Annotated in this window: 11 protein-coding genes and 1 pseudogene; 3 read left to right on the plus strand and 9 right to left on the minus strand. The window is 66.0% G+C overall.

Annotated elements, in window-relative coordinates:
• From G6N68_RS00330 to G6N68_RS00345, 4 genes are all read right to left on the minus strand, one after another.
• Positions 1 to 888 (minus strand): 5-oxoprolinase/urea amidolyase family protein, encoded by an 888-nt coding sequence (locus G6N68_RS00330; RefSeq protein ID WP_163706557.1) that lies wholly within the window; start codon positions 886 to 888, stop codon positions 1 to 3.
• Entirely contained in the window at positions 863 to 1,564 is a 702-nt protein-coding gene (locus G6N68_RS00335; protein ID WP_163706559.1) for a 5-oxoprolinase subunit B family protein, read from the minus strand. The genes G6N68_RS00330 and G6N68_RS00335 overlap by 26 nt, the downstream gene beginning before the upstream one ends.
• An 89-nt stretch (positions 1,565 to 1,653) precedes the next feature.
• Positions 1,654 to 2,652, minus strand: coding sequence for an ABC transporter substrate-binding protein (locus G6N68_RS00340; RefSeq protein WP_163706561.1), 999 nt, complete (start codon positions 2,650 to 2,652; stop codon positions 1,654 to 1,656).
• Positions 2,653 to 2,678: 26 nt separating this feature from the next.
• Complete coding sequence (locus G6N68_RS00345; RefSeq protein ID WP_163706564.1) at positions 2,679 to 3,914, minus strand: DNA polymerase domain-containing protein; 1,236 nt, start codon at positions 3,912 to 3,914, stop codon at positions 2,679 to 2,681.
• Positions 3,915 to 3,983: 69 nt separating this feature from the next.
• Here G6N68_RS00345 and fadD2 point away from each other — a divergent pair.
• Positions 3,984 to 5,645, plus strand: a pseudogene (gene fadD2, locus G6N68_RS00350) (long-chain-fatty-acid--CoA ligase FadD2); the annotation flags it as partial.
• Between the two features lie 162 nt (positions 5,646 to 5,807).
• On the opposite strand, the gene G6N68_RS00355 reads toward fadD2, so the two are convergent.
• On the minus strand, positions 5,808 to 6,146 hold the full coding sequence (locus tag G6N68_RS00355) for an ATPase (RefSeq protein WP_163706567.1): 339 nt from the start codon (positions 6,144 to 6,146) through the stop codon (positions 5,808 to 5,810).
• A gap of 341 nt (positions 6,147 to 6,487) precedes the next feature.
• On the opposite strand from G6N68_RS00355, the gene G6N68_RS00360 reads away from it, so the two are divergent.
• On the plus strand, positions 6,488 to 6,811 hold the full coding sequence (locus tag G6N68_RS00360; RefSeq protein WP_163706397.1) for a hypothetical protein: 324 nt from the start codon (positions 6,488 to 6,490) through the stop codon (positions 6,809 to 6,811).
• Positions 6,812 to 6,895: 84 nt separating this feature from the next.
• Here the strand turns inward: G6N68_RS00360 and G6N68_RS00365 are convergent, their stop codons facing one another.
• The 4 genes from G6N68_RS00365 to G6N68_RS00380 are packed head-to-tail and all read right to left on the minus strand — an operon-like array spanning position 6,896 to position 11,881.
• Positions 6,896 to 9,079: an acyl-CoA dehydrogenase family protein gene (locus G6N68_RS00365; RefSeq protein ID WP_163706568.1), complete on the minus strand. Its 2,184-nt coding sequence runs from the start codon at positions 9,077 to 9,079 to the stop codon at positions 6,896 to 6,898.
• Positions 9,080 to 9,136: 57 nt separating this feature from the next.
• Entirely contained in the window at positions 9,137 to 10,105 is a 969-nt protein-coding gene (locus G6N68_RS00370; RefSeq protein WP_163706570.1) for a 2-hydroxyacid dehydrogenase, read from the minus strand.
• Positions 10,096 to 11,211, minus strand: a complete 1,116-nt coding sequence (locus G6N68_RS00375) for an alpha/beta hydrolase (RefSeq protein ID WP_163706573.1) — start codon at positions 11,209 to 11,211, stop codon at positions 10,096 to 10,098. The genes G6N68_RS00370 and G6N68_RS00375 overlap by 10 nt, the downstream gene beginning before the upstream one ends.
• Position 11,212: 1 nt before the next feature.
• A complete protein-coding gene (locus G6N68_RS00380) occupies positions 11,213 to 11,881 on the minus strand; it encodes a TetR/AcrR family transcriptional regulator (protein WP_163706575.1) in 669 nt (222 codons plus the stop codon).
• Between the two features lie 88 nt (positions 11,882 to 11,969).
• On the opposite strand from G6N68_RS00380, the gene G6N68_RS00385 reads away from it, so the two are divergent.
• The gene (locus G6N68_RS00385) at positions 11,970 to 12,551 is read left to right on the plus strand and encodes a VOC family protein (protein ID WP_163706577.1); all 582 of its coding nucleotides are present in this window, start codon (positions 11,970 to 11,972) and stop codon (positions 12,549 to 12,551) included.

Raw genomic sequence — 12,551 nt, forward strand, 5'->3', positions numbered from 1 at the left:
CTACGGTCGGGTTCCTGTCGGCGTGCGGGGCCGCGCCCAGTGCAGCCGCACGTACTGGCCTGGGCGTATCTGGGCGACCTTGTCGATGTCCTCGTCGATGATCACGCCGACGACCGGGTACCCACCGGTGATCGGGTGGTCGGGCCCCAGAATAACTGGTAATCCGTTGGGCGGCACCTGGATTGCGCCGCGAGTGGTGCCCTCGCTGGGGAGCTGCCGATCCGGCCAGCGGTAGCGCAGCGGGCGTCCCTCCAGTCGCATGCCCACCCGGTCGCTGTTGTTGGACGCCATCCAGACGGTGTGCACCAAGGCATCCGGGTCGAGCAGCCAATCGTCGCGCGGGCCCGGTATCGCCTGCAGTTCAACGATGTGTTCCTCGATGGCGGCCACCGGGGCTTGGTCGAGTTCGGGGTAGTCGTCGGTGTGTTCGCCGATGGGCACCACATCGCCGGCCTGCAACGGTAAGGGGCCGATCGCCGACATCGCGTCGTAGCTGCGTGACCCCAGGACGGGCGTGACGGCAATGCCGCCGCGCACCGCCAGGTACGTGCGCAGCCCGGCCCAAGGGGTGCCCAACGAGATGATCTGACCGTCGCGCACATGGTGAACGCTGTTGTTGCCAAACATGTTTCCATCGACGGTCGGATCGGTATCGGCACCCGTGACCGCGATGTCGACGTCGCCGCCGCGTACCCGTGCCGAAAAGCCGCCGAACGTGATCTCGATGGTGGCCCAGTCGTCGGGGTTGGCCACCAGTCGATTGGCCAGGGTGTGCGAGCGACGGTCGGCGGCGCCGGAGCGGCCTACTCCGAGGTGGGCCAGCCCGGCCCGGCCGAGGTCTTGGACGACGGCCAACGGTCCGCTACGCAAGATTTCCAGGGTAGTCATGATGCCTCCTCGCGCGGAACTGCACCCACTTGCCCGGCGTGAGCAGGGCCGGATTCTCTCGATCGATGTCCCACAGCACAGCCTCGGTGTGCCCGATGATCTGCCACCCACCGGGCGACTGGCGCGGATAGATTGCGCTGAATTCGCCCGCCAAGGCCACTGAACCGGCTGGAACCGCGGTTCGTGGCTCTGACCGGCGCGGCACCTGTAGACGCGGGTCGCCATCGACCAGGTAGGCGAACCCGGGCGCGAAGCCGCTGAAGCCCACCCGCCACCGGGTGCTGGTGTGCGCGTTGATGATTTGCGCGGTGGTCAGGCCCGTGTGCCGGGATACGTCGGCCAGGTCGGGTCCGTCGTAAACGACGTCGATCACCACCAGTTCACCCTCGCCGGCGGGGGCGGATTCGTCGAGCGTCACCCGCAGTTTTCGCAGGCGGTGACGCATGATGGCCTGCAGGCGCGGGCCGTCGAGCTTGAGCAGCACGGTGCGTGCGGCCGGCACGATGTCGACCACACCTGGCCACGCCGCCGCGCGCACGGCCTGAGTCCAGGCCAATACGCCTTCGATGCTGCCGCACTCCAACAGCAGCGCCTGGTCGCCGTAGTCGAGAATGGAACAGCGCAGCGCTTCGGCCGAGGCATCCATGGCAGGCCCGGAGAGATCCGTCACACTCATAATTCGACGGTAGCCCCGAATTCGGGGGCCGGGCCAGGGATTATGGACACTGCCAGAGCTGCCTTAGCAAACGCTCAAGCACCCCGCTATCAGCCCAGGATCTTGGCGATTTGCGGGGGCAGTTGGTCGGCCACGACGGGGTAACTAAGGGTCGACGCGAAGGCTATTGCGCCCGCCAAGTCCTTGGTGGTGAAGACGTGGCGGTTCTGCGTGGTGGCCTGTGACTGGGCCACCTCCGGGTCGGCCAGCAACGCCTGTTGCTCCTCGGGGCTTTCCGTGGTCCAGATCAGCACGTCGGCGGAGTCGAGCACCGATTTGATCCGCTCGCGGGGGATGACGGCGCGGTGATCGTCGCCGAACTGCTTGATGCTGTCGGCAATGACCAGTCCCATCTGGGTCAGGAAGTCGGTCTGCCAGCCTGTCGTCGCCACCACAGTGCCTTGCGCCAGCCTGCCCTCGAGCAGCAGCGCCGTCCTGCCCTTCCACTGCGGATACTGCTGCGCCACCGCGGCGAACTTCTGGTCGACGGCGTTGACCAGTGATTTCATCTGGTCGGCCTGAAACACCGCCTGGCCGATCGCGGCGGCCTGGTCCTTCCATGGCTCGAAGAAAGCGTCGCCGTCGGACTGCGGGATGGTGGGCGCTATCGCCGACAGTCTCTCGTAGGTGTCGGCGTCGACGCCGGCGTTGATGGCCACGATCAGGTCGGGCTTGAGTCCGGCGATCTGGTCGACGGGTATTCCGTTGTCCAGGTTCAATACCACCGGTTGCGCGGTGCCCAGCTTGGGCTGAGCCCACGGCCACACCGCGAACGGTTGGTCGCCGAACCAGTTGGTCACCGCGATCGGCACCACACCGACGGCCAGCAGGTCATCCTGTTCGGTGTAACCGGCGCTGACCACGCGCTTGGGCGGCTCCTTGACGACGGTTTTGCCGAACAGGTGCGTAATGGTCACCTCGCCGCCGCCCGGCGTGCCCGGTGGGGGCTTGGATTTGAAGCACCCCGCCAGGGGTGCCGCGCCGCCGGCGAGTAGACATGTGGCCCCGGCAATCTGGACGAATTGCCGTCGACTCCATACCTGCTGCACAGCGTGAGACTAGCGTGTCGCTGGCGTCAGCCTCTGGGCATGTACTTGTCCCAAGGGCTGTAGTCGGCGATCAGCTCCTCCTGCGGTGGACGCTGCTCGGGTGGCACATGCTGCAGATTGATGCGGATCCGGTACCAGATCGAACTCGGCCCACGCATGCCGTCCACCAGCACATCCACCGGTTGCAGCAGCTCGGCCACGGCCGGATGGCGACCGCGCCAGGTGTCCAGCGCGGCCATCGCTTCGTCCTTGGTCTTGGTACGGGCGATCTCGATGAGCGGCATCGATGACTGACGCCTGCCGCCGGTGCCCTTGCCGCTCTTTTTCGCGCCCTTCGGGGCGCGCTCCGGGGGACCGAGTTCCTCGGCCAACACGAGCAGCCGATCAAGCGCGCCGACGGCGTCGTCCATCCCCGCCCACGGGTCGCCCATCTCGGCGAACCGGCGGGGCACTGTGTCGATGGTGAACTCTTCCGGGTTGCAACCGGGAACCTCATCCCAGTGCAGCGGCGTCGACACCCGCGCGTCCGCGGTGGCTCGCACCGAATAGGCCGAGGCGACCGTGCGGTCTTTGGCGTTCTGGTTGAAGTCGACGAAGACGCCTTCGCGCTCTTCCTTCCACCAGCGGCTGGTCGCCGCGTCGGGTATGCGACGCTCGACTTCCCGCGCCACCGTCTGAGCGGCCAGCCGCACCTGCTTGAACGTCCACTCCGGTGCGATCCGGGAGTACACGTGAAATCCCCTCGACCCGGAGGTCTTCGGCCACGCCGTCAGCCCGTACTCCTCGAGCACCTCCCGTGCCACCAGCGCTACCTCGATGATGTGCCGCCACGTGACCCCGGGCATCGGATCCAGGTCGATCCGCAGCTCGTCTGGATGGTCGAGGTCGGTCGCTTGTACCGCGTGTGGATTGAGGTCGACGCAGCCGAGATTGATCACCCAGGCCAACCCGGCGGCGTCGTGGATGACGGCCTCCTTGGCCGAAGTGCCGGACGCGTAGCGCAATTCGGCGACGTCGACGTAGTCGGGGCGTTTCTGCGGGGCGCGCTTCTGAAATATCGCCTCTTCCGAGATGCCTTTGACGAATCGCTTGAGGATCATCGGCCGGTCTGCCGCACCCCGCAGGGCCCCGTCGGCAACTGCCAGGTAGTACCGGACCAGGTCCAGCTTGGTGTAGGTGGGAGGACCCGGAAAAACTTCTTTGTCCGGGTGGGTGATGGTGACCTCGCGCCCAGCCACCGACAGCGTCATGGGTTTGGGCATCGATGTCGATGGTAATTCGGGTGAAATCTACTGGTCGCATTGCGACCTCCGTCACATATGGTGAGGAACATGCCTAGCCTGAGCGAAGTACCCGGCGTCGGAAAGATCCAGCAATACGTCGAACGCGGCGCAGCCGAACTGCACTATGTGCGCAAGATCTTCGAAGCGGGAGCTTTCCGGCTCGAGTCCCCGCTCAAGACCGCGGCCATGGCGGCCGAGCTCGCGAAGTGGGGCGAGTTCGGCATGCTGCCGTCCTTGAACGCCCGGCGCCATCCCGACGCGCGGGCCGTCATCGACGAAGAAGGCCACATCACCTACAAGGAACTCGACGAGGCCGCGCACGCGGTGGCCAACGGCCTGATCGACAAGGGCATCAAGCCCGGCGACGGCGTCGCAATCCTGGCCCGCAACACCCGGTGGTTTGTCATCGCCAACTACGGCGCCGCCCGCGCCGGCGCCCGCATCATCCTGCTCAACAGCGAATTCTCCGGCCCGCAGATCAAGGAAGTGTCGGAGCGCGAGGGCGCCAAGCTGATCATCTACGACGACGAATACACCAAGGCCGTCAGCAAAGCCGAGCCCGAACTGGGCTTCCTGCGCGCACTGGGCCACAATCCGGACAGCGACCAGGATTCGGGCAGCGAGCACGAGACGCTGGCCGAGCTGATCGAGCGCAGCAGCAAAGAGCCCGCGCCCAAGGCGAGCAAGCACGCCTCGATCATCATCCTGACCAGCGGTACCACCGGCACCCCCAAGGGTGCGAACCGCAGCACGCCGCCCACCCTGGCGCCGGTCGGCGGCATCTTGTCGCACGTGCCGTTCAAGGCCAACGAGATCACGTCCTTGCCGGCGCCGATGTTCCACGCGCTGGGCTACCTGCACGCGACCATCGCGATGTTCCTGGGCTCGACGCTGCTGTTGCGTCGCAAGTTCAAGCCGCCGCTGGTGCTCGAAGACCTCGAAAAGCACAAGGCGACCGCCATGGTGGTGGTGCCGGTGATGCTGTCGCGCCTACTGGACACGATCGAGAAGATGGACAAGAAGCCCGACTTGTCGCACCTGAAGATCATCTTCGTCTCCGGGTCGCAGCTGGGCGCCGAGCTGGCGCAGCGGGCGCTGAAAGACTTCGGCCCGGTCATCTACAACATGTACGGGTCCACCGAGATCGCCTTCGCGACCATCGCCGGGCCCAAGGACCTGGAGAAGAACCCGGCCACGGTCGGCCCGGTGGTCAAGGGCGTGAAGGTCAAGATCCTCGACGACAACGGCAACGAGAAGCCGCAGGGCGAGGTCGGGCGGATCTTCGTCGGCAACGCCTTCCCGTTCGAGGGCTACACCGGCGGCGGCCACAAGCAGATCATCGACGGCCTGATGTCCTCCGGTGACGTGGGCTACTTCGACGAAGACGGCCTGCTCTACGTCAGCGGCCGGGACGACGAGATGATCGTGTCCGGCGGCGAAAACGTGTTCCCCGCCGAGGTCGAGGACCTGATCAGCGGCCACGAGGACGTCATAGAGGCCACCGCGATCGGGGTCGAAGACAAGGAGTGGGGTCATCGACTGCGGGCCTTCGTGGTCAAGAAGGAGGGCTCCGACCTCGACGAGGACACGATCAAGCACTATGTGCGCGATCACCTGGCGCGTTACAAGGTGCCGCGCGAAGTGATCTTCCTCGACGAGCTGCCGCGCAACCCGACCGGCAAGATCCTCAAGCGCGAGCTGCGCGAGTTGGACGTCGACGACAAGGACAAGGCAAAGGACAAGGCCAAAGACCTGGGCAAGGACTCCAAGAAGAGTTCCGACAAGGGCTCCAAGGAGAGCTCCGAGGACAAAGGCGCCGACGAGGGCTCCGAGGACACGGGTTCCGACGAGGCCGCCGAGTAGCCCTGCTGCTCACCCTTGGGTGCGTCGCGCCTGAACGACACGGGTGATCTGGGCTGAGAGCCTGGGATCGGTCAACAACTGCTCGATGAGCGCGCTGATGACTTCCTGGCCGGTCACGCGGGCGACGCCGAGCCGGTCGGCGGCCTGGCGCTGCCAGATGTCCAGGGCTCGATGCGTGGCGGGGGAGAGGTCGACCGTCCGCCGGGTGCGTTGATTTCGCGCGGGCGGATCCCGCCTGGCCGGTACGTGCGGTTGGCGGGCGAGCGCGAACCGCTCGGTCGACGCACCGTCTAACGGGGGGCCCGCGGCTCCCGGGTGCGTGCGGAATGGGCCGATGCTGTGTGCCATGTCAGGTCCTCCCGGAGCGATCCGTAAGTCAGTGTAGGTTCGCTACCTGGACCTTTCCTGTACGCCGATGCGCGACCATTTACGCCGCTTTTCAGCACCGACCAATACACAGTTGATTAAGCTGCCAAACGCTGAAATGCTGAGCTACTGCTGCACGGATTTCAGTAGCCCAGTAGATCGCTTGAGCTGCTGATTTGCTAGTACAAAATACTGACAGTAAATCCGTAAAGACAAACTCCAAGGGCAAATATACAGCCAAATCCAACGCTGTTTCCATGGTGCACCTAGCAATTTCTGAATAGCGTTTTTGGTGTCGAACGAAGTCATGAAAGGAGTTGTCGATGTTCCCGAAGTTGCTGTCACCGCGGTCGGTCCGCCGCGCGGGCACAGTCGCGCTGGGCTCCGGCGCGCTCAGCGCGGCAATGCTGTTCGGTGCCGTGCCCAGCGCACAAGCCGCGCCCCCGTCTCCCGTCGCCAGCGTCGCACTGGCCGGGCCGCATGGTGGCGCGGGCATTCCCGAAAGTCCCGCCCACTTCGTCCCGGTCGGGCACGGCTGGGGACACGGGCACGGCTGGGGTGGTCACGGTGGCTGGCACCGCGGTGGCTGGGGCCATGGCTGGGGCCACGGCTGGGGCCACCGCCGCTGGTGGCACTGGTGGTGGTGAGCCGCCGATCACCCGCCGAGCAGACGCAAACTCGTACAAAATCAACCGATTTGATACGAGTTTGCGTCTGCTCGCCGGTGAAGGTTACGGGTCGCGGGGCAGGCCCAGCAGCCGTTCGGCGATGATGTTGAGCTGCACCTCCGACGTTCCGCCGTAGATCGTCGTGGCCCGGCTCGCCAACAGGTACTCACCCCATTTGCCCGGCAATTGCTTGGTGTCGCCGATCGCGGCGTCGCTGCCGAAGGAGGCGACCGCGAACTCGGCGTAACCCTGCCCGGTCCGCATCGACAACAGCTTGGAGATCGCCGCCGACGGCATCGCGTCGCCGCCGGCCAGCGTCAACAGCGTCGAGCGCAGGTTGAGCAATTTGGCGGCATGCCCCTCCGCGATCAACTGGCCGGCCCGGTGCCTGGCAACCTGGTCGAATTGGCCGTCCCGAACGAACTCGACGAACTCCGGCAAGCTGGCCAGGAAGTTCGCGTCGCTGCTGCCAATCGACACCCGCTCGGCGGTCAGGGTGTTGCGGCTGACTTCCCAGCCCCGATTGACATCGCCCAACACGCAGTCGTCGGGCACGAACACGTCGTCGAGGTAGACGGTGTTGAACATCGCGTTGCCGGTCAGTTCGCGCAGCGGCTTTACCTGCACGCCTTCGCTTTTCATGTCCAACAGGAAGTACGTGATGCCGTTGTGCTTCGGTGCCGACGGGTCCGTTCTGGCCAGTAGCGCGCCCCACTGCGAGTACTGGGCGGCGGTGGTCCAGATCTTCTGGCCGGTGATGCGCCAGCCGCCGTCCACCTTTGTGGCCTTGGTGGACAGGCCCGCCAGGTCCGACCCGGCGCCGGGCTCGGAGAACAACTGGCACCAGAAAATTTCGCCGCGGAAGGTCGGCGGCAGGAAGCGCTGCTTCTGCTCCTCGGTTCCGAACGCGACGATCGACGGGACGATCCATGCGGCGATGGCGAGCTGCGGCCGCTTGACCCGCCCGTAGCTGAATTCCTGCGCGATGATGATCTGCTCGACCGGGCCGGCCGCGCGTCCCCACGGCTTGGGCAGATACGGCAGTCCCCAGCCGCCTTCGGCGATGGCGGCAGGGCGTTCCTCGCGCGGCAACGCTTTCAACGCGGCCACCTCGGCGCGGATCTCGGCCCGCAGCTTGTCGGTCTCGGGATCCAGGTCGACGTCCACCGCGCGCAGGCCTGTCGTGGTGGCCGTATCGACGACCTTCTGCGGGTAGTCCGACGAGCGACCGAAGCTGGCGGCCAGGATCAGCGCGCGGCGGTAGTAGACGTTGGTGTCGTGCTCCCAGGTGAAGCCGATGCCGCCGTGCACCTGAATGCAATCCTGCGTGCACCGCTGAGCGGCCGCCGGCGCGAGCGTGGCCGCGACTGCCGCCGCGAACTCGACGTCGCCCTCCTTGGGGCTGTCCTCGTCCAGAGCGCGCGCGGCGTCCCACACCGCCGCGGTGGCCCGCTCGGTGTCGGCGATCATCTCGGCGCACTTGTGCTTGATGGCCTGGAATTGGCCGATCGGCCGGCCGAATTGTTCGCGGATCTTGGCGTATGCCGCTGCGGTGTCGGTGGCCCACCGGGCGACACCCACCGCCTCTGCCGATAGCAGGGTGGTGATCAACGCGTGAGCGTCGGCCTGGCTCAGGCTGCTCAGCACCGCGTCATCGCCGAGCTCGATGGCGTTGGCGCGCACGTCGGCGATCGGCCGCAGCGGATCGATGCTGGCCACCGGCTCGATTTCGAGCTCGTCGGCCTGCAGCACCACCCATTCCTCGCCACTGTCGATGGCCACGGGCAGCACCAGAATGGACGCCTGAGCGGCCGCGGGAACCGCGCGGGCTTCGCCGCGGATCACCAGCACGTCGCCGTGGCGGGTCGCGGTGAGCCCGGAACCCAGCGCATACGAGGCGATGACGGCGCCCGATGCCAGCTCGGCGAGCACCTTGGCGACGGGGTCGTGGGCGGCGATCAGCGCGCTGGCGATTGCCGACGGCACGAACGGACCGGGTACCGCCCCGTAGCCGAACTCGGCGAGCACGATGGCCAGTTCAAGGATGCCGAAGCCTTGTCCACCTACGTTCTCGGCGAGGTGGACGCCCTGCAAGCCCTGCTCGGCGGCGGCCTGCCAGTACGGTGGCGGGTTCTCGAACGGGGTCTCTAGAGCCTGGTGTAGCACCTCGGAGGGCGCGACCCGCGCGACCAGCGAGCGCACCGAATCGGCCAGGTCTTTATGTTCAGGAATTACTGCGATCGGCATTGTTCGCCTTCCCTTACCTTCCCTTGCCTTCCCTACCGGGGGGCCGGTCCCTCCAAGCTAACAACCGGGTGGTTGGTGGACGACCGGGCCTACTAGGTTGGCCAGCGGCTCGCCGTCGCGCAGTCGCCGACAGTTGGCGACGGCCTCGATGAGGTAGCGCCGCATGGTGTCGGCGGTGTACCAGCTCACGTGCGGCGTGAGTACCACGTTGTCCAGGTCCAGCAGCCGGTTGTCGGGAGTCACCGGCTCCACTTCGAACACGTCGAGGCCCGCCGCCGCCAGCCGCCCCACCCGCAGCGCGTCGACCAGCGCGTTCTCATCGACGATCGCGCCACGCGACGTGTTGACCAGCACCGCACTGGATTTCATTCGGGCCAGCGCATTGGCGTCGAGTAGGTGATGAGTGTCCGCGGTCAGCGGCAGGTGCAACGAGACGACGTCGCTTTCGGCCAGCAGATCGGCCAACGGGCGCCAACCGGGTCGTCCGTCGTCGGCGGTGCTGGTGTGCAGCACGGTGGCGCCCATCGCGGAAACGATCGTGGCGACGCGCTTGGCGATGTTCCCGTAGCCGACCAGCCCGACGGTGCAGCCACCGAGATCGCGCACCGTCTCGCCGAGATCCGGGTCGGCGGGCCAGCCGCGTCCGCACCGGACGGCGTGGTCGAGTTGCCTGAGCCGGCGTAGCGCGGCGAGCATCAGCAACACCGCCCCCTCGGCAACCGATGGCGCGTTGGCGCCGGGCATGTTGGCCACCGCGATCCCGCATTCGGTCGCGGTGGCCACGTCGATGGTGTTCACCCCGGCGCCGAGCTTGTGGACCAGTCGCAGCCGCGTACCCAACCGCAGGTCGGAACCCGTCAGCGGGCGCAGCACGTGCCAGATCACCTCCGCGTCCGGCAACTCTCGGTAGAACGTTGCGTCGTCGTCTTCGGCGCACCATCGGACGTCAAGCCAATCCGCTTCCGGGGCAAGGAAATCAAGCACTTTCTTCCGGGGAACAAAGTGCGCGAGAACCCTTAGGGCCACCGCTTGGCAATCCAGTCGGCGATGGTGTCGGCCTGCTTGTCGCGCGCACCGGGATTGGTGAAGTAGTGGTCGGCGTCGATCGAGGTTTGGGCCTTGTCGGTACTGGCGAGGCCGTCGTAGATGCGCTGGGCGTCGGATGGGAAGACCCCGGTGTCGGCGTCGGCGTTGATCACCAGCGCGGGGCAGGTGATCCGGGCCAGGTGCGGCTCGGCCCTCGTTTGCGCCACCCGCAGGCTCCACATTCCCAACCAATTGCGCAGGGTGCACGCCGCCGCGATGCCGCGTGCGGAGCGGTTGGCGCGTACCGGCGTGCCCGCATAGCACTGGTTGGGCGTCCGCTTGGTGGGCTCCAGGCTGGGGTCGACCATGCGGGGATCGGCCCAGGTCCGCATCACCGAGAATGGGCGATCCGAAAAGCCGGCGGCGCGAATGCGTTTGAGCTCGGCTTCGGCCCAGTCGGTGATGGCATGGTTACGTGCGATCTGCGCTGCGCGGTAGCGGCTGACGAACTCGTCCGAATACGGCGGGCCGTTGCGCTCGTTGAACAGGTCGAGGTCGGGGTCGGTTGCGACGGGGTCATTTTCGTCAACGACAGCGCCGTCCATCCAGGCGGTCAACACATCTGGGCGGCCGAGGTGGGCGGCGGTGGCGACATACCCGTCCGCGGGGGGCAGCTCGTCGGCTCCTGCGGCCGGCCGCATCCCTTCCAACGGCGTCACGTTCGGCTCGACCGCCTGCGACTGGTAGGCGGCCATCAGCGAGCCTCCGCCGGAGTTGCCCAACAGCACAACCGTTTCCACGCCCTGCGTCTCGCGCAGCCAACGTACTCCGACGCCGATGTCGACCAGGGCGTGGTCAAGAACGAAATCGGTTTCGAAGCCGCGGAATCTGGTGTTCCAGCCGAGGAAGCCGATACCGCGGGCGGCCATGAAATCGGCGAGATAATGCTCAGAGAAATCGATCTGGTAGTGGGTGGCGATCATCGCCACCTTGGGCTTGTGACCCGCGCCGCGGTGGTAGAGCCCTTGGCAGGGGTGACCGCCCGCGCCCGCGCGCGCGGCGGTGGGTGACGGCAGACCTACGAACTCTCGTGTGACGCTGGTCAATTCAGTGACCCTTCTCCCCGTAGATGGCTCGGTAGTAGATGTTGGCCAGGGTTCGGATGCAGGCTTGATCGTCGGGCTCGTCCGATCCGCTCAGCTGGATATAGCAGAACTGGTTGAACATCGCCACGATAGCTTGAGCCAGCAGCTGTGGATCGTCGCCGGGACAGAAGCCTCTCGCCTGGGCGCGCCGCACCGATTCGGCGATGAAAGAGATGGGAATGGCGCACATCTCGGCCCAATACTGCGCGAAGTCATCGTTGATCATCGCCAACTGCGACACGCTGATCACCTCGGCGAGTCGGTGGCGGTAGGTGTGCCAATGGGCTGCGGCGGCCTCGTAGGCGCGTTCACGGTCCGTCAATCCGTGGCGGATGACCGTCCGTGCCCGCTCGTTGGCTTCGTCGCGGAATCGCAGCGCCCATTGCCGGACCATCGCTTCTTTGGAGTCGTAGTAGTTGTAGAAGGATGCCGCCGAGCGGCCCGCCTCGGCCGCAATATCGGCGATGGTCGTGGCCAGGACGCCTTTTCGTGCGATGACCGCTCGCGCGGCGGAGTCGATCGCCGCTTGGGTCCGGCGTCCCCGGTGGGTTGGGTAGGTGGGTGCCTGACCGCCAAGCGCGGACTCGTGAGCTGTCTCAGATGCCTCAGGTGCCTCAGATGCCGAAGTCATCGACACCTCCCTGGAACAAACCTGAATCTGATGTTAGATTCAGATCCTAGCCTAGGGCCATTCCACCGGCTGGTGAAGGGGAGACGCAATGATCAAGCCGCACAACACCAACAAAGAGTTCCAGCTCGGCGGAATCAACCACGTCGCGTTGGTGTGTTCGGACATGGAGCGAACGGTGGACTTCTACACCAACATCCTCGGGATGCCGCTGGTCAAATCGCTCGACCTGCCGTTCGGCCAGGGTCAGCACTTCTTCTTCGACGCGGGCAACGGCGACTGCGTGGCTTTTTTCTGGTTCAAGGACGCGCCCGACCGTGTCCCGGGCATCTCGTCACCGGGCGCCATCCCCGGCATCGGCGACATCACCAGTGCGGTGAGCAGCCTCAACCACTTGGCGTTTCATGTCCCGCCGGAGAAATTCGACGAATACCGGCAGCGGTTGAAGGACAAGGGCGTTCGGGTCGGTCCGGTGCTCAATCACGACGAGAGCGAATTGCAGGTTTCGGCGACCGTGCACCCCGGCGTCTACGTGCGCTCCTTCTACTTCCAGGATCCGGACGGCATCACGCTCGAGTTTGCTTGCTGGGTGAAGGAATTCACGGAGAACGACACACAGGTCGTCCCCCGCACCGCGGCCGACCGGCGACCCGCGGCGGCCGCGAGCAGCTAG

The sequence above is a fragment of the Mycobacterium bourgelatii genome, from assembly GCF_010723575.1.
In the GTDB taxonomy this organism is placed as follows: Bacteria; Actinomycetota; Actinomycetes; order Mycobacteriales; family Mycobacteriaceae; genus Mycobacterium; species Mycobacterium bourgelatii.

Coding starts and splice junctions, on each gene's coding strand:
- G6N68_RS00335 (WP_163706559.1), bottom strand. CDS start 1,564: ATGAGTGTGACGGATCTCTCCGGGCCTGCCATGGATGCCTCGGCCGAA.
- G6N68_RS00385 (WP_163706577.1), top strand. CDS start 11,970: ATGATCAAGCCGCACAACACCAACAAAGAGTTCCAGCTCGGCGGAATC.
- G6N68_RS00345 (WP_163706564.1), bottom strand. CDS start 3,914: ATGCCCAAACCCATGACGCTGTCGGTGGCTGGGCGCGAGGTCACCATC.
- G6N68_RS00360 (WP_163706397.1), top strand. CDS start 6,488: ATGTTCCCGAAGTTGCTGTCACCGCGGTCGGTCCGCCGCGCGGGCACA.
- G6N68_RS00355 (WP_163706567.1), bottom strand. CDS start 6,146: ATGGCACACAGCATCGGCCCATTCCGCACGCACCCGGGAGCCGCGGGC.
- G6N68_RS00330 (WP_163706557.1), bottom strand. CDS start 888: ATGACTACCCTGGAAATCTTGCGTAGCGGACCGTTGGCCGTCGTCCAA.
- G6N68_RS00380 (WP_163706575.1), bottom strand. CDS start 11,881: ATGACTTCGGCATCTGAGGCACCTGAGGCATCTGAGACAGCTCACGAG.
- G6N68_RS00365 (WP_163706568.1), bottom strand. CDS start 9,079: ATGCCGATCGCAGTAATTCCTGAACATAAAGACCTGGCCGATTCGGTG.